The organism is Enterocloster clostridioformis (assembly GCF_020297485.1).
GTDB classification, from domain to species: domain Bacteria; phylum Bacillota; class Clostridia; order Lachnospirales; family Lachnospiraceae; genus Enterocloster; species Enterocloster clostridioformis.
Genome location: NZ_JAIWZC010000001.1, coordinates 848565 through 873506, shown reverse-complemented (window position 1 = coordinate 873506; position 24942 = coordinate 848565). Strand labels below are relative to the sequence as shown.

The window sequence follows — 24942 nt, the reverse complement described above, 5'->3', positions numbered from 1 at the left end:
AAGAGTACAATATTTTTTATGTATGGATTTCTGAACATTGCTTCTCTGATCTCGATTTTTCCGTTGGTGTGGATGGTGATCGCGGCTACCAATCGGAGCGTGGATGTGGTTGCGGGAAAGCTGACTATAGGAGGAAATTTGTTTCGGAATTATTTAAACCTTACTTCTTCTCAGAATGTGTGGAAGTTTTTCTTCAACTCCGCAAAATACGCGGTTTTAACTACAGTACTGTCCCTTTTCGTGTGTTCTTTGGCCGGATATGCTTTTGAGATCTACCATGACAAGTGGAAAGACAGGCTTTTTACGGTGATTCTTATGACCATGATGCTGCCGTTTGTGGCCCTTATGGTGCCGCTGTTTCAAATGTTTTCCAAGGCGAGGCTTTTGAATTCCACGTTGGGATTTCTTCTGCCTTCTCTGTCTGCGCCTTTGCTGATTATGATGTTTCGGCAGGCAGCTAAGTCTTTTCCCGGGGAGATTATTGAGGCGGCCAGAATTGACGGTTTAAGTGAGATTCAGATTTTTTTCCGCATGTTTGTTCCTATGATGAAGTCAACCTATGCGGCGGCGGTTACGATTTCGTTTATGAATGCCTGGAATAATTATCTGTGGCCCAAGGTGATTATGACCAAGGGAAGTTCCCAGACCATGCCCATGATGATTTCCAGCCTGACTGCAGGGTATACTACGGATTATGGGATGTTGATGCTGGCGGTGTTAATCACCACGTTACCTACGGCTGTTGTGTTCTTTGTACTGCAGAAAAACTTTGCAGAAGGAATTACTGGCGCTATTAAGTAATAAGGGAGTTTTTATTATGATGAAACAGGGAAAAGTCCTCTATGGAGGGGATTATAATCCAGAGCAGTGGCTGGAACGTCCGGATATTCTGGAGAAGGATATTGAATACATGAAAGCGGCGGGAATCAACACGGTGACTGTCGGCATGTTTGCCTGGTCAGTGCTGGAGCCTGAGGAGGGGAGGTATGAGTTCGGCTGGCTGGAGAGGATTGTGGACAATCTGTACCAAAATGGGATTTCCGTGATTATGGGAACTCCTTCCGGGGCAAGACCTAAGTGGCTGGCGGACGCTTATGAGGAGGTGCTGCGGGTGCGAGAGGACGGGGTGCGGTTTTTGTTTGGAAAACGGCATAATCATTGTTATACCTCGCCTGTGTACCGGGAAAAGGTAAGAGCTATCGATAAAGCCCTGGCAGAGCGTTTTCATAAGCATCCGGCTGTAATCTTATGGCATATTTCCAATGAGTATGAGGGACAACCGGCCTGTTATTGTGCACTGTGCAAGGCAGCCTTTCAAGAGTGGCTTCAGAGAAGATATAAGACCATTGAGGAGTTAAATGAGAAATGGTGTACAACGTTCTGGAGCCACAGATATCAGTCTTTCCAACAGGTGGAACCGCCGTCTTCTATAGGAGAACAGGAGCTTCACGGCCTGACGCTGGACTGGAAACGGTTTATCACGGAGCAGACGGCGGATTTCGCGGAGAATGAAATCAGGGCTTTAAAGGAAGGGGGAATTACCCAACCCATTACCACCAATCTAATGTATGATTACCAGAATCTTATTGGTCCGGTGTGGTTGATGAGAATGACCGGTGTTTCCTGGGTAAGACTCCTTATGGGCTTACAGATATGCTTGGGCTTAGGCGCAAAGAGATTGACGGGCTTTATGATGGGGAATCGAATGTTATGGTGCCGGAGAACAAGTGGAAAAAGGATTCCGGGAAAAATGGTGAACCAGGAAGTAAGGGACAAAAGGGATATGCGTGTGCAAACCTCTACGAGATTCTGGATGTGTGGAACGCCCGGACGCTACTTGTGTACGGGGAGGACTTTTATGGCGGAACGCCGGCTGTGACAAAGAACTGCTATGGACGGGGGACGGTTTGCTATGTGGCGGCGGACGGAGAACAGAGGTTGTATGACGATTTGCTTAAGGAACTGGCTGATACGGCCGGGGTGGTTCCCATTGTGGCTGGGGAGATTCCTGAGAGTGTGGAAGTGTGTTCCAGGGAGTCCGGGGATACGGAGTATGTGTTTGTTCAGAATTTTCACAGTGAGGCAGTGGAGATAAAGGAAATGAAGCTTTATGGAGAGGAGATTTTGGGTGAGAAGGGGGAAATGCTGGAGCCTTTTGGAACTTTGATTTTGAAAAGAAAAATTGAGGATAGGAAGATGTAAAACAGATGTTAAAAGGCCTGAAAATATGTTGCGGGAAACATGTTTTCAGGTTTTTTATTGGATAATCTAATTTGGAAAATGGGTAAACGGTCAGAGAGAAGCGGTAGGAGAGAACGAAAAACACCTTGCCACGCACACGAAAATACCGTATAATTATTCAGAATGATGTTTTATACGGAATATGGAAACAGTTTCGTTTCATCTATCAAAAAAGCCCGTAAAATCAAAGAAAAAAGAGGCAGTCATGAGAAAATTAGCGTTAAGTGATGAGATATTATTATCGGTACAGCAGCCGGCCCGCTACATTGGCGGCGAGGTCAACATGCGTGTAAAGGATCCAAAGAAAGCGGATATCCGCTTCGCCATGTGCTTTCCCGACGTCTACGAAATCGGAATGTCCCATCTGGGCATTCAGATTCTGTATTCCATGTTCAACAACAGGGAGGACATCTACTGCGAGCGCGTTTATTCCCCGTGGACGGACCTGGACCCCATACTCAGGGAGAATAAGATACCGCTCTTTACCCTGGAAACCCAGGAGCCGGTAAAGAATTTTGATTTTCTGGGAATTACTCTTCAGTACGAGATGTGCTATACCAACGTACTTCAGATTCTGGATCTTTCACAGATTCCGCTTCATACCTGTGACAGAACGGAGAATGACCCCATTGTCATTGGAGGAGGGCCCTGCGCTTACAATCCGGAGCCGCTGGCCGATTTTTTTGATCTGTTTTATATCGGAGAGGGTGAAACCGTATATTTTGAGCTGATGGACCGCTACAAGGAAAATAAAAAGGCCGGCGGCACCAGAAAGCAGTTCTTGGAAAGGGCGGCAGAGATACCGGGCATCTATGTGCCGGCTTTTTATGATGTGACCTATAAGAAAGACGGGACCATTGAATGTTTTCGGCCAAATAATGAACATGCCATGCCGGTGGTTACAAAACAAATCGTAACGGACATTGACAGTGTGGGCTATATCGAAAAACCGCTGGTGCCATTCATCAAAGTGACCCAGGACAGGGTGGTGCTGGAGATTCAGCGCGGCTGTATCCGCGGCTGCCGGTTCTGCCAGGCCGGGGATGTGTACAGGCCCCTCAGAGAGCACAGCCTGGAATATCTGAAGCACTATGCTTACGGCATGCTGAGGAGCACGGGGCATGAGGAGATATCCCTAAGCTCCTTAAGCTCCAGCGATTACAGCCAGTTAGAGGGCCTGGTCAATTTCCTTATTGACGAATTCAAGGGAAAGGGCGTGAACATATCCCTGCCTTCCCTGCGTATCGACGCATTTTCACTGGACGTCATGAGCAAGGTGCAGGATGTGAAAAAGAGCAGCCTGACCTTTGCGCCGGAGGCGGGATCCCAGAGGCTGCGGGACGTCATCAACAAGGGACTGACCGAAGAAGTGATTCTGAAGGGAGCCGCCGATGCCTTTGAGTCAGGGTGGAACCGGGTGAAGCTGTATTTTATGCTGGGTCTTCCCACGGAGACCGTGGAGGATATGGAGGGAATCGCGCTGCTTTCTGAAAAGATTGCGGAAGCATATTATGATATTCCCAAGGACCAGAGAAATGGAAAAGTACAGATTGTGGCCAGCTCCTCCTTCTTTGTGCCGAAGCCCTTCACGCCGTTTCAGTGGGCCAGGATGTGTACAAAGGAAGAATTCATTGAGAGAGCCAATATTGTCCGCGGCAAGTTCCGTGAGATGAAGAATTTCAAGAGCCTTAAATATAACTGGCATGAGGCAGAGCTTACCGTGCTGGAAGGAGTGCTGGCCAGAGGCGACCGCAGGGTCGGCGCGGTGATAGAAGAGGCCTACCGCACAGGGGCCATCTATGACTCCTGGTCTGAGTATTTTAAAAATGATGTGTGGATGCGGGCGTTTGAGACCTGCGGCGTGGATATCGGGTTTTATACCACCAGGGAGAGAAGTCTGGACGAGGTGTTCCCTTGGGACTTTATTGATGCAGGCGTGTCAAAGGAATTCCTGATTCGTGAGTGGAACCATGCCGTGAAGGAAGAAGTGACGCCTAACTGCCGTCAGAGATGTTCAGGCTGCGGAGCCAGTGATTTTGGCTGCGGCGTCTGTTATGAAACCGTAAAGGAATAGGACAAATGAAAATTCGAATTAAATTCAGAAAATATGGAACAATGAAATTCATCGGTCATCTGGACGTTATGCGTTACTTCCAGAAGGCCATACGCAGGGCGGATGTGGATGTCTGTTACAGCGGGGGATTTTCCCCACACCAGATCATGTCCTTTGCGGCGCCCCTGGGAGTGGGAATTACCAGCAACGGGGAATATGTGGACATAGAGGCGGCCTCTACCAAAGATTCGGAAACCATGAAGAGATGTCTGAATGAGGTGATGTCAGAGGGCTTTGAGATCGTAAGCTACCGGATTCTGCCGGATGATGCGGCCAATGCCATGTCCATAGTCGGGGCCGGGGATTATACCCTGGCCTTTAGGCCGGGATACGAGCCTGAGGACATGGATAAGGAACAGTGGTTTCAGGGGCTTATTGCCTTTTTTGAGCGTCCCAGCGTCATGGTGACAAAGAAAACCAAGCGCGGGGAAAAGAAGATGGACTTAAAGCCCCTGGTTTATGGGCTGAGCATCTGTCCCGAGGGGGATGGTGAAATGGAAGGGCCCCGCCTGTTTATGAAAATATCCACGGGCAGCGCTGCCAATGTGAAACCGGAACAGGTGTTGGATGCGTATTACGGGTTCCTGGGGAAGGAGCGCCCGCCCTTTGCCTTTATGGTGCAGCGGGAAGAAGTATATACAGACAGGGCCTCTGAGGCTGAGAAGGAAGCCGGTATACACTCCTTTATCTCTCTGGAACAGCTGGGTGAGGAAATCAGATAATGGACAAATTAGTAGTGACCCGGCGGGGGGATAAGGTCTGTACGGCCGTGGTATCAGATGGAAAGGTAAGCCAGCTTATGCTGGAGCCGGATACCGCGGACTCCCTGTTGGGCAATATCTATATTGGCAAAGTACAGAAGGTGGTAAGCAATATCAATGCCGCCTTTATTGACATAGGACCGGGATGCACCGGATACTACAGCCTGCAGGAGCGCTGGAAGCCGGAACGGCTTAAGACCGGCGATGAGCTGGTGGTGCAGGTCAGCAAGGATGCTGTAAAGACAAAGGCCCCGGTGGTTACGGAACGTCTTTCCTTTACAGGGCGGTACTGTGTGCTGACTGTGGGAAAGACCGGAATCGGTTTTTCTGCGAAAATCCGTGATGCCTCCTATAAGGCAAGGCTTCACTCCCTTCTGGAATGTGACCTGGCCGGGACGGAGGACCTGGGCGTTATTGTACGGACCAACGCGGTTACGGTGGAAGACCGCATTGTGCGGGAGGAACTGGCTGAGCTGATGGGGACATGGCAAAGACTTTCGGCGGACGCTGCATGCCGGGTCTGCTACAGCTGCCTTTACAGGGCGCTGCCGGGATATATAGCGGCCATACGGGATTCCTTTTGCGGGACCCTGGAAGAAATTATTACAGATGTTCCTGAGTATCACAGGGAGCTGGGGGCGTACCTGGAAATGTACCAGAAGGAAGACGCGGACCGTCTGACCCTTTATGAAGATAGCCTGCTGCCACTTAGCAAGCTTTACAGTCTGGAGACTGCTTTTGAAAAGGCGCTGGGGAAGAATGTATGGCTTAAGTCCGGGGGATATCTGGTCATAGAGCCCACAGAAGCCATGACGGTCATTGATGTGAATACAGGAAAGTATTCAGGCAGGAAAAACATGCAGGACACCATATGCAGGATAAATATGGAAGCCGCGGATGAGATTGGACGGCAGCTGAGGCTGCGGAACCTTTCCGGCATCATCATTGTGGATTTTATTGATATGGAAAGGGAAGAGGACAGGAAGGCCCTTCTTGCCCATTTGGGAGATGTTGTTTCAAAAGACCCGGTAAAGACCACGGTGGTGGACATGACGGCTTTGAACCTGGTGGAGCTCACCAGAAAGAAAATGAGAAGGCCGCTCCACGAACAGGTCTGAATATGACAATACACAGGGGATAAAGGGGAAGAAATATGAAAATCATTATTGTAGGCTGCGGTAAGGTGGGAACCACACTGGCAGAGCAGCTGAACAGGGAAAACCACGATATTACACTGATTGACTGCGACAGCGAAGCGCTCCAATCCATTTCAGACAGCACGGATGTCATGAGCGTTACCGGAAACGGGGCCGTGTACCAGGTGCAGATGGAGGCGGGAATCAAGGAAGCGGATTTGCTGATTGCCACCACCAATTCAGACGAGCTTAACATGCTCTGCTGTTTGATTGCAAAGAAAGCAGGCAATTGCCATACCATTGCCCGTATCCGCAATCCCGAGTACTCAGCGGAAATCAACTATATCAGGGAAGAACTGAACCTTTCTCTGGCCATCAATCCGGAGCTGGCCGCAGCCAGGGAGATTGCCAGGCTGCTTCGTTTTCCCAATGCCATCAAGATTGAGCTGTTTGCCAAGGGTAGGATTGAGCTTCTCAAATTCCTGATTCCCAAGGATTCCATTCTGGACCGGATGAAGGTAATGGATGTGGTGAGCCGGTTAAAGAGCAATGTACTGATTTGCGCCGTGGAGCGCGGGGATAATGTAGTGATACCTGACGGCAACTTTGAGATGAGAGGCGGAGATAAGATATCCTTTATTGCGCCCCATGCAGACTGTGCTGATTTCTTCCGCAAAGCAGGAATTGAGAACAACACGGTTAATTCCGCCATGTTTGTGGGCGGAGGAAAGCTGACCGTGTATCTGGCCAAGGCTCTGGCTGATACCAAGATAAAAATTAAGATTATTGAACAGGATGAGGAGCGGTGCAGGATCTTAAGTGAGATTCTTCCTCATGCAATGATCATACACGGGGATGGTTCGGACCAGAAGCTGCTTTTAGAAGAAGGCATCCGTCAGACAGAAGCATTTGCCTCCCTCACTGGTTTTGATGAGGAAAATATTCTGCTGTCCTTATATGCGGCCAGCCAGTCCGGGGCCAAGCTGATCACCAAGGTTAACAAAATAGCCTTTGAAAATGTTATCAACTCCCTGAACCTGGGGAGCGTCATATATCCCAAGATGCTGACGGCCGACATCATCCTGCAGTATGTGAGGGCCATGCAGAACTCCATGGGCAGCAACATAGAGACACTGTATAAAATCGTGGCCGACAAGGCCGAGGCGCTGGAATTCAGAGTGAGGGGGGATTCGCCTGTGCTGGGGATTCCGCTGGAGAAGCTGAGGACCAGGAATAACCTGCTGGTGGCATGCATCAACCGCAACGGCCGCATTATCATGCCACGAGGCAAGGATACCCTGGAGGCTGGGGACACGGTCATCATTGTGACCACCCATACAGGGCTTAATGATTTGAAGGATATCTTAATATAAAGGCGGGCGGGATATGAATCGAAGTATAATCATTTATATGCTGGGCTGGATCATGAATATGGAAGCCATTTTCATGACTCTGCCTGTCATTACGGCTGTTGTCTACAGGGAAAGCATCGGCTTCATCTATCTGGGCGTTGCGGTTGTCTGCGGTCTGTTGGGTTTTTTGTGCACCAGGAAGAAGCCATGCACAAAGATGTTTTTTGCAAGGGAAGGATTTGTGACGGTTTCCCTGGGATGGATTGTATTGAGCTTTTTCGGGTGTATACCCTTTGTCATAAGCGGAGAGATTCCCCATATCATTGATGCCATGTTTGAAATCGTATCGGGCTTTACCACCACAGGCTCCAGTATTATCCCTAAGGTGGAGGATATGTCCCATGCCACCCTGATGTGGAGAAGCTTTTCCCACTGGATTGGCGGTATGGGAATTCTGGTGTTCATCCTGGCGATTCTGCCCATGGCAGGGGATTACAACATGCATATTATGAGGGCGGAGAGCCCGGGCCCTTCCGTGGGAAAGCTGGTGCCTAAAATCCGAATTACTGCAAAACTGCTGTACTCCATATATTTTTGCATGACCATTGTCATGATGATCCTTTTGCTGCTTGGAAAAATGCCTTTATTCGACAGCATATGCATGAGCTTTGGAGCAGCCGGTACAGGAGGCTTTGCCTGCCGTAATTCAGGACAGGCGGATTACACGGTGTACCAGCAGGCTGTCATCACCATTTTTATGCTGCTTTTTGGCGTGAATTTCAATGTGTACTACCTGCTGCTCATACGCAGGCCCAAGGATGCGGGACGGTGTGAGGAGCTGAGGGGATATCTGGCCGTGGTGGCCATTGCTATCCTGCTCATCACCATCAATATCCGGAATCTGTTTCCGTCCCTGTTTATGGCATTCCATCAGGCGGCGTTCCAGGTTTCCTCCATCATTACCACAACAGGATACTCCACCATTGACTACAACAGCTGGCCGGAGTTTTCCAAGACAATCCTGCTGCTCATCATGTTTATCGGCGCGTGCGCCGGCAGTACGGGCGGTGGCATGAAGGTTTCCCGTGTCATGATTGCGTTTAAGGAAATAAAAAAGGAGATGGCATCGGTTATTCATCCCCGCAGCGTGAAGGTGCTGAAGTTTGAGGGAAAGCCCCTGGAGCATAATATCCTCAGGTCCCTTAATGCTTATATTATTGTTTATTTCATAATATTCGGCATATCCATCCTGATTGTGAGTCTGGACAATTATGATTTCATGACATCCTTCTCGGCTGTGGCCGCCAACTTAAACAACATCGGTCCCGGCATGTCCGTGGTGGGTCCGTCCTCTAACTATTCCATGATGTCCTATTTGTCCAAGACCGTGCTCATATTCGATATGCTGGCCGGAAGGCTGGAGCTTTTCCCCATGCTGGTGCTCCTGTCTCCGGGAACATGGAAACGCAGTTGAGATTTGTGAAATGCAAGTGAAAAAACAGTGACTTTTATTGACGAATCCGGGCCTCTGGGGTATGATTTCCATAAGAAATCCATGGGTTACGCTTTTTGCGCATATGGAAATCATCGTGAAGGAGGGGACGGATTGGTAAGATTCAAAAAAGGCACAAAGGGCGTCGGCGCCCTGATACTGGCACTCTCCCTGGCTTCGTCATATCCGGCCGTATCATGGGCCGGTGAGACGGAGGATACAGAGAGGATAATGGAGACAGGGGAGAGAAAGCGGGCTGAGTCTTCGGAAGATGCGGTCGTCTATGGACCGGGAAGCTATGTTATCGGTGAGGACATTTTGCCGGGAGAATATGCGGTTTTTACGGAGGACACATCGGAGCAGAACGCCTATTCCACCTGCACCATTACCTTATATAAGGATGATACGGATGCTCGGCGCATCGGAACCTTCCAGTTTCAGCACCACGGACTGATTTCCCTATATAAGGGACAGCATCTGGTAATCACGAAAGGATACGCGGTGGAGGCGGACCGGGCGGGCATCACCCCGGGGACCACCGGCATGTACAAGGCGGGCCGGGATATGGAACCGGGGACATACCGCATCACGCCCCTTACCTCCGGCAGCGGGTATTACGCCCTGTATAATGATGTGAGATATTATTATGACTATATAGATGAATACGCTGCATTGTTTGAGCCGGTTACGGTCAATATCGCAAACGGGCAGTATCTGGAGCTTTTTGATGCCGGGTCAATAGAGCGGGTGCCGGACTGAATCCGGCCTATAAACCACGACCGTTTTTTCGTTTGGGGACGCCTCCTCTGAACTGTTACATAAGTCCATCATAAAAAAGTCCATCATAAAAGCCTGCAAAGATGATAAAATATAAATAAAAAAATATGGAAATTCCGGTTGACATCGGAAAAGGAAAATGATATGATATACCAGTATGCCGCACAGCGGGGTTGTAAGAGTCTGCCAGTATTCCCAGGAAAAAAGCAGGCCACCGAAGCTGGCGAGTAATGATAATAGGAGGTGCCTTTCATGTACGCGATTATAGCAACAGGCGGAAAGCAGTACAAGGTAGCAGAAGGCGATGTCATTAAGGTAGAGAGACTGGGCGCAGGCGCAGGCGAGACCGTAACATTTGACCAGGTGCTGGCAGTAAATAACGGCGAGCTGCAGATTGGATGCCCAACCGTTTCCGGTGCAACTGTTACAGCAACAGTTGAGAAGGAAGGTAAGGCTAAAAAGGTGATCGTTTACAAGTATAAGAGAAAAACCGGCTATCACAAGAAGAACGGCCACAGACAGCTCTATACCCAGGTAAAGATTGAAAAAATCAACGCTTAATTGTAAATGATATGATTAAAGCAACCGTATTCAAGAATTCCACGGATTCAGGCAATGCTGTATACACAGGGATTGTGATGGAGGGACATGCCGGGTATGCCGGGGAGGGTGAGGATATCATCTGCGCGGCGGTTTCAGCCCTGGCTCTTAACTTTTTTAATTCAGTGGAGGCATTTACGGAAGATGGATTTGAAGGCGGGGCGGGAGAGAGCGGTTCATTTGAATTCCGTTTCACTTCAGAGATAAGTCCTGAATCAAAACTCCTGATGAACTCTCTTATTCTAGGACTTCAGAATATTGAGAGGGATTATGGGAAATCATATATTAACGTGAAGTTTAAGGAGGTGTAACACATGTTAAAGATGAACCTTCAGTTATTCGCTCATAAGAAAGGTGTTGGTTCTACCAAGAACGGTAGAGACTCCGAGGCCAAGAGACTTGGCGCTAAGAGAGCCGACGGACAGTTCGTACTGGCTGGCAACATTCTGTACAGACAGCGCGGAACCCACATTCATCCTGGCAACAACGTAGGCAGGGGTGGCGATGATACCTTATTTGCTTTAGTAGACGGAGTTGTTAAGTTTGAAAGAAAGGGCAGAGACAGAAAGCAGGTTTCTGTATACCCAAGGGCAATCAACGAATAATTTCGAAGGGCTCCATACTTAGCGTATGGGGCTCTTTTTCACACCACAGGAGGTACTGTGTATGTTTGCCGATAGCGCAAAAATATTTATTAAATCCGGTAAGGGCGGAGACGGCCACGTGTCCTTCAGACGCGAACTGTATGTTCCCAACGGCGGTCCTGACGGAGGTGACGGCGGCCGTGGAGGCGACGTCATTTTCCAGGTAGACAAAGGAAAAAACACCCTGGTAGATTTCCGGCATGTGCGTAAGTATGTTGCAAAGGATGGCCGGGAAGGCGGAAAGAAACGCTGCCATGGAGCGGATGCGGATGACCTGATTGTGAAGGTGCCGGAGGGAACCGTGCTTAAAGATTTCGAGACGGGAAAGGTCATTGCCGACATGTCGGGTGACAACCAGAGGGAAGTCATCTTAAGGGGAGGCAGGGGCGGTCTTGGGAATATGCATTTTGCAACATCGACCATGCAGGTGCCCAAGTACGCGCAGCCGGGGCAGCCCGGCGCGGAGCTGTGGGTGCAGTTGGAGCTTAAGGTCATTGCGGACGTGGGCCTGGTGGGCTTTCCCAATGTGGGAAAATCCACGCTGCTGTCTGTTGTCAGCAACGCAAAGCCTGAGATAGCAAATTACCATTTCACCACCCTGAATCCCCATCTGGGCGTAGTGGACCTGGGAGACGGGGCCGGCTTTGTCATGGCTGATATCCCCGGTCTGATTGAGGGAGCTTCCGAGGGCATTGGCCTGGGACATGCGTTTTTAAAGCATATTGAGCGCACAAAGGTTCTGGTCCATGTGGTGGACGGCGCTTCTGTGGAGGGCAGGGATCCTCTGGAGGACATTAAGACCATTAACCGGGAACTGGAAGCCTATAATCCGGAGCTTTTAAAGCGTCCTCAGGTGATTGCCGCCAACAAGATGGACGCGGTGTATGCAGAAGAAGACACGGAGATCATACTTGACGAGCTGAGAAACGAATTCGAGCCAAAGGGAATCAAGGTGTTCCCCATATCCGCTGTCAGCAGACAGGGAGTGAAAGAGCTCCTGTACCATATCAATGACCTGCTTAAGGCGGTGGATAACGCGCCGGTTGTGTTTGCGAAGGAGTTCGAGGTCCGGTATCAGGGCGACAGGAACCTGCCTTACACGGTGACCAGGGCGGATGACGGCGCTTATGTGGTGGAAGGTCCCAGAATCGATAAGATGCTCGGGTACACCAATCTGGATTCTGAGAAGGGATTTGATTTCTTCCAGAAGTTCCTTAAGAATACGGGAGTTCTGGACGACCTGGAGAAGGCCGGCATAGAGGAAGGCGATACGGTCCGCATGTATGGGCTGGAGTTTGATTATTACAAATAGAAGGAGTTATTATGACAAGCAAGCAAAGAGCCTATTTAAAGGGCCTGGCCATGAACATCGATCCTGTATTCCAGATTGGTAAATCCAGCCTTACGCCGGAGCTTACCCAGGCCGTGGACGAGGCCCTGGAAGCAAGGGAGCTGATTAAGGTGACGGTGCTCAAGAATTGTCTGGACGAGGGCGGTTCCATCGCGGATGTCCTTGCAGAGCGCACACACTCACAGGTGGTCCAGGTCATCGGCAGGAAAATCGTTCTTTACCGTCCTGCCAAAGAGGAAAAGAAACGTAAGATCGTGCTGCCGGAGAAATAGACGGACAGGCATCCGGTAAAGGTATGTGAAGAAGGGATTTGTTTGGCAAAAATAGGAATATTGGGCGGGACCTTTGACCCCATCCACAATGGCCACCTGCGGCTGGGCAGGGAAGCTTATGAGCAGTTTGGGCTGGATGCAGTCTGGTTCATGCCCACAGGAAATCCACCCCACAAAAAAGATCATAAAATCACTGAGGGAGAGATGCGTGAGCATATGGTTAAACTGGCCATTGCAGATACTCCCTATTTCCTGTATTCGGATTTTGAACTGAGGCGCAGGGGGAATACCTACACCGCCCAGACCCTGTCTCTCCTGCGTGAGGAATACAGGGAGGATACGTTCTACTTCATCATAGGGGCGGATTCCCTGTATCAGATTGAACAGTGGTTCCGCCCGGAGCTGGTCATGAAGCTGGCGGTGCTTCTGGTGGCCGGACGTGCCTATCATGATGACCACCAGCCCTTTGACAGGCAGATTGAATATCTGACTGCCAGATATGGGGCAAAGATTTACCCCATCCGCTGCCGTGAGATGGATGTGTCCTCGGAAGAGATAAGGGCATCCGTGTCCGACGGACATTCCATCCATGGATTTGTGCCGGATGCAGTGGAAGAATATATTAAGGACCATGGACTGTACGGGGGCTGCGTCAAGAACCCGGTCCTGGCCGGCAAAGGAGAATGAATGTATGGAAAACCAATGCAGCCAGATTATGTTATACAGGAAAAACCTTAAGAGAAAGCTGGCGCCCATGCGCTATGAGCATTCTCTCAGCGTGTCATACACCTGCATGAATCTTGCCATGCGTTACGGCTGCGACCTGGACAAAGCGGAACTGGCCGGACTGCTGCATGACTGCGGGAAGCGGTATTCGGATGATATCATATTGAAAAAATGCTTGAAACATGGTCTGGAAGTAACGGACGCGGAGTACAGGGCCCTGCCTGTGCTTCACGCAAAATACGGGGCATGGCTGGCAGAGCACAAGTATCAGATTACGGACCGGGAAATCCTGGATGCCATCGGCTGCCACACCACAGGCAGGCCGGAGATGACCACTCTGGATAAAATCCTCTATATAGCGGATTATATAGAACCCAGGCGCTACAAGGCCGAGAATCTGCCAAAGATAAGGCGGTTGGCCTATGAGGACCTGGATGAGACCATGTATGCCATATTGGCAGGAACCTTGGATTATCTGGAAAAAAAGGGAGGAAGCATTGACCCCTTGACGGCTCAGGCATATGAATATTTTAAAAAAGTGAAAGGAGAACGCGATGAACTCAAAGGAAATGGTGAAACTGGCATATCAGGCTCTCAGCGATAAAAAAGGAGAGGACATTAAAATCATTGACATCCAGTCTGTATCAGTTCTGGCAGATTATTTTATAATCGCTGACGGCAGCAACCCCAATCAGGTGCAGGCCATGGCTGATAATGTGGAAGAAATCCTGGAAAAGGCCGGCTGTGAGTGCAAGCAGATTGAGGGATACCAGAATGCAAACTGGATTCTGATGGATTACAGGGATGTGATTGTACACATCTTCTGCAGGGAGGACAGGTTGTTCTATGATTTGGAACGAATCTGGAGAGACGGAAAGACATTTGTGGATGTAAACGAGCTGTAACGTGTAAGAACAGGTAATAAATGAAATGGAATGAGAGACGGATATACGAGGTCTGGAATGATGGGACTTTCGTATATCCGAAGGACATAGAGATGAATCCTAAAAACAGGAACTGCGGTGTCAGGATAACAATACACCAGCGGTTCCTGTTTGCGCAGTTGCGGTAGTATGTGTAATAGCGGTATATAACAGTGACAGATCCGGCATATATTATGCCGATACATCGTTATGCCTGGTATATCATGATGCAAAAGACTCATCATCCCCGTCGCTGCATCATACGCACCAGGCCTATGACCTTGCCCAGAATCTCTACGGTCTCCGTTATGATGGGCTCCATGGCATCGTTCTCTGGCTGGAGGCGGTAATGTCCGTTCTCCTTATAAAAACGCTTAACCGTGGCTGAATCATCCACCAGCGCCACAACAATCTCCCCGTTGGCCGCAGTGGGACACTGCTCCACAATCAGCTTGTCGCCGGGCAGGATTCCGGCGCCAATCATGCTTTCTCCCTTAACCTTTAACATGAACGTCTCCGCGTTGGGAAGAATCTCTGCCGGGAATGGGAAATAGTCCTCAATCCGCTCCTCTGCAAGAATAGGTTCTCCGGCTGCTACGGTTCCGACGAGAGGGATATTCACCATCTCTCTGCGGTTAAAATTAAAGGTGTCATCTAAAATCTCAATGGTCCTGGGTTTGGTGGGGTCACGCCGTATGTAGCCCTTTTCCTCCAGGGCGGACAGATGGGAGTGAACGGAAGAGGTGGACTTTAAATGTACTGCCTCGCAAATCTCCCGCACAGCCGGCGGATATCCCTTCTGTAAAATAGTCTCTTTGATGTATTCTAAAATCTCCTGCTGCTTAGAAGTAATTTTATCCTGTGCCATAATCAACCTCCTGCGTTTTCTATATTTATAGTAACATATGTTCGGTAAAAATGCAAACCTTTGTTCGATTTTTTGCCAGGAACACTTGACAAACATTTGTTCTGGTAGTATAGTATGAATATACAAAAGAACAGACGTTCTGTATTGCGCGCAAGAAGGAACCGCCCCAGGGAGGTTACCATATGAGAAAGAGAAGGTTAGCAGCTACATGTTTTACGGTTTTACTGTTTGTATCCATTATAATGGGACGTACTATGTTTACTTCCATGGCCAAGGAGGAGGGGAGCAGGACCACCCCTTATTATAAGAGCGTCCGTATTCAGGAAGGAGACAGTCTTTGGGGGATTGCCCGTCAATACAGGGAAGGCAGTTCCATGAGTATGGAAGAGTATGTGAATCAGCTCAGGCAGATGAACGGCCTTAAGAAGGACACCATCCATACAGGACAGTATCTGACTGTAGTATATTTTGAGTAAACCGGATTAGTTTCCGTACATATAATATGATAGTATGAAATACACTTAAAGCCTTTGGGGATATCCGGCCAGCTCCAAAGGTTTTTATCTTTTCATGGATTTACTTAATATTCCGGTTACATTTATGTCTGAAAATTTCAAAAAGTTCCAAATTATATAATTTTTCAACGTTTTATTGTACAAAATAATACAAATTTCTTTCTTGATGTTAAGATACCATGAAAATGAGCATCATACGCCGTGATATAATATACAAATTGCAGAATGAGATCTTCTTGGATTTGTAACATTTTCTTTTTTATAACATTTATATTATCAATTTATAAATAATATGTATTTGAAATTATTAAATAAGGTGACTATAATAGGCAAAAGCAAACAAGAAGAGAAAGGGGGTTGTTGAGTATGAACGGTTTAGTGGAATCACTGATGGAAGAGCTTAACTGCAAAGTGGTGTTCACCATACCGCTGTTTGGCGGTATTGATGTGATGGAATCCGTGGCTGTGACATGGATCATCATGGCGATTATGATGGTAGCCTCCCTGATACTGGTCCATGGCCTGAAGGTGAGGAACATAAGCAAGAAACAGGCTGCCCTGGAAAGCGGCATGTCCTTTATCTATGATTTCTTTGAAGGGCTTCTGGGAAAGGAAGGAAAGGATTATATACCATATCTGATTACAGTGGTGATATACATAGGAATTGCCAATATGATTGGTCTACTTGGCTTCAAGTCACCAACCAAGGATTTGAATGTGACCGTTTCCCTGGCTGTTATGAGTATCGTACTGGTGGAAGTGGCCGGCATCCGTAAGAAGGGTGTCAAGGGATGGATAAAAAGCTTTGCAGAGCCTATTGCCATCATAGCGCCAATCAATGTGCTGGAGCTGTTTATACGGCCATTGTCCCTGTGCATGCGGTTGTTCGGCAACGTGCTGGGCGCCATTGTTGTCATGGCACTCATCAAGCATTTGCTGCCGTTAATTGTGCCGCTGCCATTCAGCTTCTATTTTGATATATTTGATGGAGTGATACAGGCATATGTGTTTGTGTTCCTCACATCATTATATATAAAAGAAGCCATTGAGGATTAAGTTTGCGGCCTTATGGAAAAAGAAAATATTGAGAGAAAAAGGAGAGTCTTATTATGACAGGATTAATCGCATTAGGAGCAGGTGTTGCAGTTGTTACAGGTATTGGAGCAGGTATTGGTATCGGCTTGGCTACTTCCAAGGCAGTGGACGCTATTGCAAGACAGCCTGAGGCAGACGGCAAGATTACAAAGGCACTTCTGTTAGGATGCGCCCTCGCTGAGGCAACCGCCATTTACGGCTTTGTTATCGGCCTTTTAATCATTCTGTTCTTAAAATAATTTATAGCAGGAAGGCGACTTAATATGTTAAATTTGAACATTTGGAATGTAGCCTTGACGGTTATCAACCTTCTGGTTTTATATCTGTTCATGAAGCACTTCCTGATTGGTCCGGTGCGCAGGATACTGGATGAGAGGAAGCAGATGATTGAGCACGACCTGGACGAGGCAAAGAACAGGGAAACAGAAGCGCGTCAGATGAAGGAGCAGTATCAGGCTTCCATCGGCAGTGCAGACGAAGAAGCTTCAAAAATCATCGAGGAGGCCAGAAACAGGGCTGCCGCAGAGTATGAAAAGGTTCTGGCCCAGGCCAGGGCAGACGCTGCCAGGAAGATGGAAGAGGCAGACAGGACCATTGCCCTGGAACGCGAGAAGGCCATGAATGACTTGAAGGCCGGCGTGGCCGGTTTGGCCATGACAGCTGCTGCCAAGCTGATCAGCGAGCAGAGCGCACCGGATGGGGACAGGAACCTATACAACCGCTTTTTAGCAGAATCAGGTGAAGGAAATGACTGAGACAGCCAGGACTTATGCCATTGTTCTATATGAGCTGGGCATACCGGAAGATATGGTCAGGGAAGCCGTAAAGCTGCTTAAGGAGAATCCGGAACTTCCGGAGGTCCTTAATAGCCCGGTGGTTCCCCTGAAAAGTAAGCATGCCGTTATTGAGAAGGTGTTCAGGGAACCGGAATTTTCCGCACTGATGGTACGTTTCTTAAAAAAGGCTTGTGATGCGGGATGCATCGGACAGACAGAGGAGATTGCAGCGGCCCGTGACGCCTATGCCAGGAAGGCGGCAGGTGTTATGGATGCCGAGCTTCACTATGTTACCATGCCGGGTGCGGCCCAGATTACAGGAATGAAACAGTTTCTGTGCAGGAAATATAAGAAAAAAGATGTGAACATCCGATTGGTGAACCAGCCGGACCTGGTGGGCGGTTTTGTCCTTAAGGCCGGGGATACAGAATATGACTACAGCCTGAAGGGGCAGCTGGTAAGGCTGCGCCGGGCTGTGGTAAGATAGGAGTCTTGATATGAGCACAATCAGTTCCCAGGAAATCATCTCCATTATTAAGAGTGAGATTGAGAATTTTGACATGCATGCCGGACAGGAACAGGAAACTGGTTCTGTCATCTGGGTAGGAGACGGCATAGCAATCGTATACGGCATTGAACATGCCGTGTACGGGGAAATCGTTATATTTGAAAATGGTGTTAAGGGAATGGTCCAGGATATCCGCAAGAATGAGATTGGCTGTATCCTTTTCGGAAAGGATACAGGAGTGGGCCAGGGCACCAAGGTAGTCCGCACCAGGAAAAGAGCAGGCGTGCCTGTGGGAAGCGGATTCTTAGGAAGGGTGGTCAACGCTCTGGGAGAGCCCATTGACGGACTGGGCCCTGTAAAGGAAGAAGATTACCTCCCGGTGGAGGAGGAAGCTCCCGGCATTGTGGACAGAAAGTCCGTGGGAGTTCCCATGGAGACAGGCATCCTTGCCATTGATTCCATGTTCCCCATTGGCCGCGGCCAGAGGGAATTAATCATAGGAGACCGGCAGACAGGTAAGACCTCCATTGCCATGGATACTATACTGAACCAGAAGGGCAAGGATGTGGTCTGCATCTATGTCGCCATTGGCCAGAAGGCATCCACCGTGGCAAAGCTGGTTTCCACCCTTAAGAAGAACGATGCCATGGACTACACCATCGTCATGTCGTCCACGGCCAGTGAGGCAGCGCCTCTTCAGTACATAGCTCCCTATGCCGGGACTGCCATGGCTGAATATTTCATGCATCAGGGAAAGGACGTTCTGATTGTCTACGATGACCTGTCCAAGCATGCGGTGGCTTACAGGGCGTTGTCCCTGCTGTTAGAGCGTTCTCCGGGCCGCGAGGCTTATCCGGGCGACGTATTCTATCTTCATTCGCGTCTTCTGGAACGCTCCAGCAGACTTTGTGATGAAAAGGGAGGCGGCTCCATTACAGCCCTTCCCATCATTGAGACACAGGCCGGGGATGTGTCGGCATATATTCCCACCAATGTTATCTCTATTACAGACGGACAGATTTTCCTGGAAAGCGACCTGTTCTTTTCCGGCATGAGACCGGCTGTGAACGTGGGACTTTCCGTGTCACGTGTAGGCGGCGCAGCCCAGACAAAGGCCATGAAGAAGGCATCAGGAAGCATCCGTATCGACCTGGCGCAGTACCGGGAGATGGAGGTGTTCACCCAGTTCAGTTCTGACCTGGATGAGGCCACCAAGGAGCAGCTGGCTTACGGCAAACGGCTTATGGAGCTGCTTAAGCAGCCTCTGGGAAGGCCCCTCAGCCTGCATGAACAGGTCATTACCCTCTGCGCGGCGACCCACAAGGTCATGCTTTCCGTTGAGGTTTCGGATATTAAGGAATTCCAGATGAACATGCTGGCCTGGTTTGATGAAAAGCATCCGGAGATTGGGAAAGAAATCGAGGAAACCAAGGTCCTGAACGATGACCTGATAAAACGCATCGTGGATGCGGCAAACCAGTATAAGACAAAACAGTATAAGGCATCCGTCTGACCAGGAAGAAGGAGTTAATATGGCAAATGCAAGAGAAATCCTCAGCCGTATGAAAAGCGTCCAGGATACCCGGAAGATTACCAATGCCATGTACCTGATTTCCTCCACCAAGCTTAAGAAGAGTAAGAAACTGTTGGAGGAAACAGAGCCTTACTTCTATACCCTTCAGGATTTGATACGCCGTATCCTGCGTCATATGCCGGATGTAGAGCATTTTTACTTCAATCCCAGGAAGGAAATTAAGGAGGAGGACAGGATAAAGGGACTGATAGTCATAACCGGCGATAAGGGACTGGCAGGCGCTTACAACCATAACGTGCTGAAGATGGCCCAGGAGTGGATGGAACAGAGTAAGAACCACCGGCTTTATGTGGTGGGGGAACTGGGACGCCATTATTTTGAGGCCAGACACATCCAGGTGGAGGAGCAGTTCCATTACACGGTACAGAACCCCACCATGCACCGCGCCCGTCTGATTTCCTCCACTATATTGGAGGATTACGAGGAAGGACGTCTGGATGAGGTCTGGATTATATATACGCAGATGATTAACAGCATGCAGATGGAGGCGGAGATGACAGCGCTCCTTCCCCTTAAACGGGAGGATTTCAGCAATATCGTCATCCCTGCGGATATCATCCAGGAGGAGATTCAGATGGTACCTTCCCCCAGCGCTGTCATGGACCATGTGGTCCCCAACTATGTGACCGGATTCATATTCGGCGCCCTGGTGGAGTCCTTCTGCAGTGAGCAGAACGCCAGGATGATGGCGATGCAGTCTGCCAGCGATAATGCCAACGCAATCCTGAACGACTTATCCATAGAGTATAACCGTGTAAGGCAGGCGGCCATTACCCAGGAAATTACAGAAGTAATCAGCGGTGCCAAGGCACAGAAAAAGAAACATTCGTAAATTCGTAAATATAAAAGGAGGCAGCCATGAGCAAGGGAAAAATCATACAGGTCATGGGACCTGTAGTTGACGTGGCTTTTGAGGATGACGGACTTCCCCATATCAAGGATGCCCTGGTGGTGGATAATCAGGGTAAGAAGTGCGTCATGGAAGTGGCCCAGCATGTAGGCGGCAATGTGGTGCGCTGCATCATGCTGGCATCCAGCGACGGCCTGTGCAAGGATATGGAAGTGGAGCCCACAGGCGCCGGCATTCAGGTGCCTGTAGGCGAGAAGACCCTGGGACGTCTCTTCAACGTATTGGGCGAGACCATTGACGGAGGAGAGAGCCTGGAAGGCGAGGATAAATGGGTAATCCACAGGGACCCGCCTTCTTTTGAGGACCAGAGCCCTGTTGTGGAGATGTTAGAGACCGGTATTAAGGTAATTGATTTGCTGGCCCCCTATGCCAAGGGAGGAAAGATAGGCCTCTTTGGCGGTGCAGGCGTGGGCAAGACCGTGCTGATACAGGAGCTGATAACCAATATAGCAACGGAACACGGCGGATATTCCATTTTCACGGGTGTGGGAGAGCGTTCCCGTGAGGGAAATGACCTGTGGACCGAGATGAGGGAGTCCGGGGTGCTGGAAAAGACAGCCCTGGTATTTGGACAGATGAATGAACCACCGGGGGCCCGTATGCGCGTGGCCGAGACAGGACTGACCATGGCCGAGTATTTCAGGGATGTGGAGCATCAGAACGTGCTTCTGTTCATCGATAATATATTCCGTTTTGTCCAGGCAGGTTCCGAGGTATCCGCCCTGCTGGGACGTATGCCTTCGGCGGTGGGATATCAGCCCACCCTGGCCACTGAGGTAGGCGAATTACAGGAGAGGATTGCTTCCACCAAGAACGGTTCCGTAACATCGGTCCAGGCTGTGTACGTGCCTGCTGATGATTTGACGGACCCGGCGCCCGCCACCACATTTGCGCATCTGGATGCCACCACGGTATTGTCCAGAAAGATTGTGGAGCAGGGCATTTATCCGGCTGTAGACCCTCTGGAATCCACCTCCCGTATCCTGGAAGAGGATGTGGTGGGTAAGGAGCACTATGAGGTGGCTAACAAAGTACAGCAGATGCTTCAGAAGTATAAGGAGCTGCAGGATATCATTGCCATTCTGGGCATGGAGGAGCTGTCTGAGGAGGATAAGCTGACCGTAAACCGGGCCAGAAAAATTCAGAGGTTCTTATCCCAGCCATTCCATGTGGCGGAAAACTTTACCGGTGTGCCTGGAAAATATGTGCCTGTAAAAGAAACCATCCGCGGATTCAAGGCCATCATTGACGGCGAGATGGACGGGTACCCTGAGGCGGCATTTTTCAATGTAGGTACCATTGACGAGGTTGCGGAGAAGGCCAAGACCCTGGAGCATCATGAGGCTTAACCAGGACTGTCTGCCGCGGAAAGGAGCCGGGATATGTCTGCATTTTGGCTGAAAATTGTAGCCAGCGACCACGTATTTTATAATGGGCATTGCTCGTATCTGGTGGTGCCAGCACCAGACGGTGAGATGGGCATTATGCCTCACCATGAGGCCATGATTCTGGCTGTCCAGGAGGGTAACCTCCGCTTTAAGGTGCCGGAGGAAACAAAATGGCATCAGGCCATTGTGGGTCGCGGAATCCTGCAGGTGGCCAATAACCGTGTGACCATGATTGTGGATACCGCGGAAAGGCCTGAGGATATTGACGAGGTCAGGGCCAGGGAGGCGCTGGAGCGCGCACAAGAGCAGCTGCGCCAGAAACAGAGCCTGAGGGAATTTAAGATGTCCCAGGCGTCCATGGCAAGGGCGCTTACCAGGCTGAAGGGAAGCCATCTGAAGGAATTGAAGTGATGGAAACCAAGTGAAGGAAGCTATGATAGAAGAGAATTATAAAAGTTTGGCTGCGGGATGGAAACATCCTACAGCCATTTTGAGTTTTGTATGAGAAAATTACAGAAGTCCATGACAATGGGATTGTCCTTGCCAAGAGGAGAACACATGAGGATAATCTGACGGCGGCATACCTGATCCTTGATGGGAAGCAGCTTTACCGGGGAGTGGGGAGACATGGGCCCCCATTCGCCGCCCAACGGTCCCCAGGAGTACTGGGGCCAGAATCCGATGCCGAGCCCGGCCGCGATCAGGTTCCTGACAGACTCTGTGGTATCACTTTCAAAAATCACGTTGGGGACAAAATCCGCCTCTGAAAAGTAACTGTTGCATATCTGGCGGATGGGCCTGGAACCGGCCAGGCATATGTATCCCGCGTTTCTTGTATCAGCCAGGTTAATGGAATCCTTATCACCATAAGGAGAATGGGTGGGAACGGCCAGATACAGGTCTTCCTCCAGCATAACCATGTAATCCTCATAATCGGTATTTTTTAAGTCGGACCGCACCGCAGACACGCATAAATCATAGTCGGCATGGTTCTCGGCCTGGTACAGCTGGAAGTTCACATCCGGCCGCAGGGCCCTGTAAGCAATAATCCGGTTGGTAATCAGAGTGGAGGCAGCCAGAAGCTTTAAGTGGATAGTGTGGCTGGACATGTATTGGTCGGCTCTCAGTTCACCGGGAATCCGGTCCAGGGCGCTTACAATGGGAATCAGCCGCTTTTGAAGAAGACGTCCGGCTTCATTTAGTTCCACACTTCTGCTTTTCCTCTCAAAGAGCGGTACACCCAGCTCTGCTTCCAGCCGGTGGATGGCCTGAGAGAGGGCTGGCTGGGCTATCTGAAGATGTTCGGCCGCCTTTGTCATGTGCTGGTATTCAGCGGCTGTCAAAAAATATCGTAATTGCAGTAATTCCATACGTCACCTCGGAGATACGATTTTGCGAACAGGGGATTCCTGTCCGGGTATCCGATTATTATATAACAGAATTAAAAAAAATGCATCCAAAATTTAAATGAGGAAAAAACTCGCAATAAATTTGGACAGAGAAAAAAACTCAATATTGCAGGAACGAAAAAAACTCAAGACAAACAGGAAATTTTCTCTGTTTCAGCTCTTGTAATTTCGTGTTCGGTCTGATAATATTATATATAAGTTAGTTTTAACTAACTAAAAATATTTCGGAAGAATATTTTGAAAATAATAATTCTGAGACAGCCGGAGGTAATACGTGAGCAAAGAAACCTTACATCTAATGTTGAAGCTGAATCCGGAAGAGTTGGATACCCAGGTGGCATTGCAGTGCGCGCCCTTACTTACAGGTATGAAGATATCAAATTTGCTGACAGTGGGGCGTTCCAAAAGGGCGGCGGTTCTGGAATTGTTTAAGGACACGGCCGTGTCCTGCTGTATTTTATATGAATCATCTGAGAAAACCACATTTCTTCTTTATATCAGGCAGGCGCTGGAAGCGTATCTGGCCCGGCCGGAGGTGAAGGGTCTTATGGAACGGTTTGGTTACAGGGGATGGGATTTGGAGGAGATTTTGAGTCTTGTATCCATCAAATATGAGGAGCACATGGAAGACCGTGCCGGATTTCCGCATGAGATAGGTTTGCTGCTGGGCTATCCTGCAAAGGATGTGACAGGATTTATCGAAAATAACGGAAAGAATTTCCTCTATATAGGATACTGGAAGGTTTATTCGGATCTTCCTGAGTGCAAGCGTATATTTCAGGCATACAGCCACGCTCGTGAGCACATAATCCATATGATTTCCCGCGGTATGAAGATTGATGCAATCTTAAGGATACACAATCTGAAGCAATATAAATCAATGACAATATAAGGAGGACATACGACATGAATCAGATTATGGTAGTTTTCTGGTCGCAGACAGGCAACACGGAGGCTATGGCCAGCGCGGTGGCGGAAGGCATCAGGGAGGCAGGAAAGGATGCTCTGGTAACAGAGGTCTCCCATATATCGGCAGATGCACTTAAGGATGCAGGCGTTTTTGCCCTGGGATGCCCGGCTATGGGAGCAGAGGTTCTGGAAGAGAGCGAGATGGAGCCGTTTGTGACAGAGGTGGAGGCATTTGCTTCCGGTAAGCATATAGGTCTCTTTGGTTCCTGCGGATGGGGTGATGGAGAGTGGATGCGCGACTGGCAGGCACGTATGGCTCATGCGGGAGCTGATGTGGTGGGTGGCGAAGGCGTTATTGCCCAGGAGAGTCCGGATGAAGATGCATTGAATCAGTGCAGGAAGCTGGGAAAGGCCCTGGCAGCCGCGGAAGCATAAGAAGCATACCATGTCTTTTGGCAGACCTTTCGGTTTGCCTTTTTTTTTGCGCTATGGTATAATGATGGAATGGTATCAGGAATTGGGGGGATGCGTTTTGTATCCCGGACCTGCTTTTTCCATATTGGAGGATGAGCTGACGGATGC

29 protein-coding genes and 1 pseudogene are annotated in these 24942 nt (G+C 49.3%); 28 read left to right on the top strand and 2 right to left on the bottom strand.

The window, feature by feature from the left end; genetic code table 11:
- Nucleotides 1-18: 18 nt before the first annotated feature.
- The 17 genes and pseudogenes from LA360_RS04205 to rsfS all read left to right on the top strand — a co-directional run bounded on the left by LA360_RS04205 (nt 19) and on the right by rsfS (nt 14370).
- Entirely contained in the window at nt 19-801 is a 783-nt protein-coding gene (locus tag LA360_RS04205; protein WP_057572968.1) for a carbohydrate ABC transporter permease, read from the top strand.
- Nucleotides 802-817: 16 nt separating this feature from the next.
- Nucleotides 818-1567, top strand: a pseudogene (locus LA360_RS04200) (beta-galactosidase); the annotation flags it as partial.
- 29 nt (nt 1568-1596) lie between these two features.
- Entirely contained in the window at nt 1597-2202 is a 606-nt protein-coding gene (locus LA360_RS04195; RefSeq protein WP_225537302.1) for a beta-galactosidase trimerization domain-containing protein, read from the top strand.
- A 244-nt stretch (nt 2203-2446) separates the two neighbouring features.
- The gene (locus LA360_RS04190; protein WP_022200570.1) at nt 2447-4315 is read left to right on the top strand and encodes a TIGR03960 family B12-binding radical SAM protein; all 1869 of its coding nucleotides are present in this window, start codon (nt 2447-2449) and stop codon (nt 4313-4315) included.
- A 5-nt stretch (nt 4316-4320) separates the two neighbouring features.
- Complete coding sequence (locus tag LA360_RS04185) at nt 4321-5076, top strand: TIGR03936 family radical SAM-associated protein (protein ID WP_022200569.1); 756 nt, start codon at nt 4321-4323, stop codon at nt 5074-5076.
- A complete protein-coding gene (locus LA360_RS04180) occupies nt 5076-6233 on the top strand; it encodes a ribonuclease E/G (protein ID WP_057572700.1) in 1158 nt (385 codons plus the stop codon). Before LA360_RS04185 ends, LA360_RS04180 begins: the two co-directional genes overlap by 1 nt.
- Nucleotides 6234-6268: 35 nt before the next feature.
- Nucleotides 6269-7624, top strand: a complete 1356-nt coding sequence (gene trkA, locus LA360_RS04175; RefSeq protein WP_022200567.1) for a Trk system potassium transporter TrkA — start codon at nt 6269-6271, stop codon at nt 7622-7624.
- 13 nt (nt 7625-7637) lie between these two features.
- Complete coding sequence (locus LA360_RS04170; protein WP_002585240.1) at nt 7638-9077, top strand: TrkH family potassium uptake protein; 1440 nt, start codon at nt 7638-7640, stop codon at nt 9075-9077.
- A gap of 132 nt (nt 9078-9209) precedes the next feature.
- Nucleotides 9210-9854 (top strand): hypothetical protein, encoded by a 645-nt coding sequence (locus LA360_RS04165; protein ID WP_112482657.1) that lies wholly within the window; start codon nt 9210-9212, stop codon nt 9852-9854.
- 270 nt (nt 9855-10124) lie between these two features.
- Nucleotides 10125-10433 carry a 50S ribosomal protein L21 gene (rplU, locus tag LA360_RS04160; RefSeq protein ID WP_022200565.1) on the top strand — a complete coding sequence of 103 codons (309 nt, stop codon included), beginning with the start codon at nt 10125-10127 and terminating at the stop codon, nt 10431-10433.
- Between the two features lie 11 nt (nt 10434-10444).
- The gene (locus LA360_RS04155; protein WP_002585238.1) at nt 10445-10783 is read left to right on the top strand and encodes a ribosomal-processing cysteine protease Prp; all 339 of its coding nucleotides are present in this window, start codon (nt 10445-10447) and stop codon (nt 10781-10783) included.
- 3 nt (nt 10784-10786) lie between these two features.
- Entirely contained in the window at nt 10787-11077 is a 291-nt protein-coding gene (rpmA, locus tag LA360_RS04150; RefSeq protein WP_002567613.1) for a 50S ribosomal protein L27, read from the top strand.
- Between the two features lie 61 nt (nt 11078-11138).
- Nucleotides 11139-12428, top strand: coding sequence for a GTPase ObgE (obgE, locus tag LA360_RS04145; protein ID WP_022200564.1), 1290 nt, complete (start codon nt 11139-11141; stop codon nt 12426-12428).
- Nucleotides 12429-12439: 11 nt separating this feature from the next.
- Complete coding sequence (yhbY, locus tag LA360_RS04140; protein ID WP_022200563.1) at nt 12440-12739, top strand: ribosome assembly RNA-binding protein YhbY; 300 nt, start codon at nt 12440-12442, stop codon at nt 12737-12739.
- A gap of 42 nt (nt 12740-12781) precedes the next feature.
- On the top strand, nt 12782-13426 hold the full coding sequence (gene nadD / locus LA360_RS04135) for a nicotinate-nucleotide adenylyltransferase (protein WP_022200562.1): 645 nt from the start codon (nt 12782-12784) through the stop codon (nt 13424-13426).
- A 4-nt stretch (nt 13427-13430) separates the two neighbouring features.
- Nucleotides 13431-14069, top strand: a complete 639-nt coding sequence (gene yqeK, locus LA360_RS04130) for a bis(5'-nucleosyl)-tetraphosphatase (symmetrical) YqeK (RefSeq protein WP_022200561.1) — start codon at nt 13431-13433, stop codon at nt 14067-14069.
- Nucleotides 14020-14370: a ribosome silencing factor gene (gene rsfS, locus LA360_RS04125; protein ID WP_002585232.1), complete on the top strand. Its 351-nt coding sequence runs from the start codon at nt 14020-14022 to the stop codon at nt 14368-14370. Before yqeK ends, rsfS begins: the two co-directional genes overlap by 50 nt.
- A 259-nt stretch (nt 14371-14629) precedes the next feature.
- On the opposite strand, the gene lexA is transcribed toward rsfS, so the two are convergent.
- Complete coding sequence (gene lexA / locus LA360_RS04120) at nt 14630-15256, bottom strand: transcriptional repressor LexA (protein WP_022200560.1); 627 nt, start codon at nt 15254-15256, stop codon at nt 14630-14632.
- A gap of 182 nt (nt 15257-15438) precedes the next feature.
- Between lexA and yneA the strand changes: the two genes are divergently transcribed.
- The 9 genes from yneA to atpC all read left to right on the top strand — a co-directional run bounded on the left by yneA (nt 15439) and on the right by atpC (nt 22453).
- Nucleotides 15439-15732, top strand: coding sequence for a cell division suppressor protein YneA (yneA, locus tag LA360_RS04115; protein WP_022200559.1), 294 nt, complete (start codon nt 15439-15441; stop codon nt 15730-15732).
- 405 nt (nt 15733-16137) lie between these two features.
- Entirely contained in the window at nt 16138-16827 is a 690-nt protein-coding gene (locus LA360_RS04110; protein ID WP_002585229.1) for a F0F1 ATP synthase subunit A, read from the top strand.
- A 53-nt stretch (nt 16828-16880) separates the two neighbouring features.
- A complete protein-coding gene (gene atpE, locus LA360_RS04105; protein ID WP_002567624.1) occupies nt 16881-17105 on the top strand; it encodes an ATP synthase F0 subunit C in 225 nt (74 codons plus the stop codon).
- A gap of 24 nt (nt 17106-17129) precedes the next feature.
- Nucleotides 17130-17621 (top strand): F0F1 ATP synthase subunit B, encoded by a 492-nt coding sequence (gene atpF, locus LA360_RS04100; RefSeq protein WP_022200558.1) that lies wholly within the window; start codon nt 17130-17132, stop codon nt 17619-17621.
- Nucleotides 17614-18129, top strand: coding sequence for an ATP synthase F1 subunit delta (gene atpH / locus LA360_RS04095; protein ID WP_022200557.1), 516 nt, complete (start codon nt 17614-17616; stop codon nt 18127-18129). Before atpF ends, atpH begins: the two co-directional genes overlap by 8 nt.
- Nucleotides 18130-18139: 10 nt before the next feature.
- Nucleotides 18140-19663 carry a F0F1 ATP synthase subunit alpha gene (gene atpA, locus LA360_RS04090; RefSeq protein WP_022200556.1) on the top strand — a complete coding sequence of 508 codons (1524 nt, stop codon included), beginning with the start codon at nt 18140-18142 and terminating at the stop codon, nt 19661-19663.
- Nucleotides 19664-19682: 19 nt separating this feature from the next.
- A complete protein-coding gene (atpG, locus tag LA360_RS04085) occupies nt 19683-20576 on the top strand; it encodes an ATP synthase F1 subunit gamma (protein ID WP_022200555.1) in 894 nt (297 codons plus the stop codon).
- Nucleotides 20577-20602: 26 nt separating this feature from the next.
- Nucleotides 20603-22003: a F0F1 ATP synthase subunit beta gene (gene atpD, locus LA360_RS04080; protein ID WP_022200554.1), complete on the top strand. Its 1401-nt coding sequence runs from the start codon at nt 20603-20605 to the stop codon at nt 22001-22003.
- A gap of 33 nt (nt 22004-22036) precedes the next feature.
- The gene (atpC, locus tag LA360_RS04075; protein ID WP_022200553.1) at nt 22037-22453 is read left to right on the top strand and encodes an ATP synthase F1 subunit epsilon; all 417 of its coding nucleotides are present in this window, start codon (nt 22037-22039) and stop codon (nt 22451-22453) included.
- A 68-nt stretch (nt 22454-22521) separates the two neighbouring features.
- Here the strand turns inward: atpC and LA360_RS04070 are convergent, their stop codons facing one another.
- The gene (locus LA360_RS04070; protein WP_002585222.1) at nt 22522-23412 is read right to left on the bottom strand and encodes a LysR family transcriptional regulator; all 891 of its coding nucleotides are present in this window, start codon (nt 23410-23412) and stop codon (nt 22522-22524) included.
- Between the two features lie 313 nt (nt 23413-23725).
- Here LA360_RS04070 and LA360_RS04065 point away from each other — a divergent pair, with 313 nt between their 5' ends.
- Together LA360_RS04065 and LA360_RS04060 are read left to right on the top strand one after the other, a co-directional pair.
- Nucleotides 23726-24343, top strand: coding sequence for a DUF3793 family protein (locus LA360_RS04065; RefSeq protein ID WP_022200552.1), 618 nt, complete (start codon nt 23726-23728; stop codon nt 24341-24343).
- A 14-nt stretch (nt 24344-24357) separates the two neighbouring features.
- A complete protein-coding gene (locus LA360_RS04060; protein ID WP_022200551.1) occupies nt 24358-24795 on the top strand; it encodes a flavodoxin in 438 nt (145 codons plus the stop codon).
- Nucleotides 24796-24942: the final 147 nt, after the last annotated feature.

Coding starts and splice junctions, on each gene's coding strand:
- LA360_RS04205 (WP_057572968.1), top strand. CDS start 19: ATGTATGGATTTCTGAACATTGCTTCTCTGATCTCGATTTTTCCGTTG.
- LA360_RS04190 (WP_022200570.1), top strand. CDS start 2,447: ATGAGAAAATTAGCGTTAAGTGATGAGATATTATTATCGGTACAGCAG.
- LA360_RS04185 (WP_022200569.1), top strand. CDS start 4,321: ATGAAAATTCGAATTAAATTCAGAAAATATGGAACAATGAAATTCATC.
- LA360_RS04180 (WP_057572700.1), top strand. CDS start 5,076: ATGGACAAATTAGTAGTGACCCGGCGGGGGGATAAGGTCTGTACGGCC.
- trkA (WP_022200567.1), top strand. CDS start 6,269: ATGAAAATCATTATTGTAGGCTGCGGTAAGGTGGGAACCACACTGGCA.
- LA360_RS04170 (WP_002585240.1), top strand. CDS start 7,638: ATGAATCGAAGTATAATCATTTATATGCTGGGCTGGATCATGAATATG.
- rplU (WP_022200565.1), top strand. CDS start 10,125: ATGTACGCGATTATAGCAACAGGCGGAAAGCAGTACAAGGTAGCAGAA.
- LA360_RS04155 (WP_002585238.1), top strand. CDS start 10,445: ATGATTAAAGCAACCGTATTCAAGAATTCCACGGATTCAGGCAATGCT.
- rpmA (WP_002567613.1), top strand. CDS start 10,787: ATGTTAAAGATGAACCTTCAGTTATTCGCTCATAAGAAAGGTGTTGGT.
- obgE (WP_022200564.1), top strand. CDS start 11,139: ATGTTTGCCGATAGCGCAAAAATATTTATTAAATCCGGTAAGGGCGGA.
- yhbY (WP_022200563.1), top strand. CDS start 12,440: ATGACAAGCAAGCAAAGAGCCTATTTAAAGGGCCTGGCCATGAACATC.
- yqeK (WP_022200561.1), top strand. CDS start 13,431: ATGGAAAACCAATGCAGCCAGATTATGTTATACAGGAAAAACCTTAAG.
- rsfS (WP_002585232.1), top strand. CDS start 14,020: ATGAACTCAAAGGAAATGGTGAAACTGGCATATCAGGCTCTCAGCGAT.
- lexA (WP_022200560.1), bottom strand. CDS start 15,256: ATGGCACAGGATAAAATTACTTCTAAGCAGCAGGAGATTTTAGAATAC.
- yneA (WP_022200559.1), top strand. CDS start 15,439: ATGAGAAAGAGAAGGTTAGCAGCTACATGTTTTACGGTTTTACTGTTT.
- LA360_RS04110 (WP_002585229.1), top strand. CDS start 16,138: ATGAACGGTTTAGTGGAATCACTGATGGAAGAGCTTAACTGCAAAGTG.
- atpE (WP_002567624.1), top strand. CDS start 16,881: ATGACAGGATTAATCGCATTAGGAGCAGGTGTTGCAGTTGTTACAGGT.
- atpF (WP_022200558.1), top strand. CDS start 17,130: ATGTTAAATTTGAACATTTGGAATGTAGCCTTGACGGTTATCAACCTT.
- atpH (WP_022200557.1), top strand. CDS start 17,614: ATGACTGAGACAGCCAGGACTTATGCCATTGTTCTATATGAGCTGGGC.
- atpA (WP_022200556.1), top strand. CDS start 18,140: ATGAGCACAATCAGTTCCCAGGAAATCATCTCCATTATTAAGAGTGAG.
- atpG (WP_022200555.1), top strand. CDS start 19,683: ATGGCAAATGCAAGAGAAATCCTCAGCCGTATGAAAAGCGTCCAGGAT.
- atpD (WP_022200554.1), top strand. CDS start 20,603: ATGAGCAAGGGAAAAATCATACAGGTCATGGGACCTGTAGTTGACGTG.
- atpC (WP_022200553.1), top strand. CDS start 22,037: ATGTCTGCATTTTGGCTGAAAATTGTAGCCAGCGACCACGTATTTTAT.
- LA360_RS04070 (WP_002585222.1), bottom strand. CDS start 23,412: ATGGAATTACTGCAATTACGATATTTTTTGACAGCCGCTGAATACCAG.
- LA360_RS04060 (WP_022200551.1), top strand. CDS start 24,358: ATGAATCAGATTATGGTAGTTTTCTGGTCGCAGACAGGCAACACGGAG.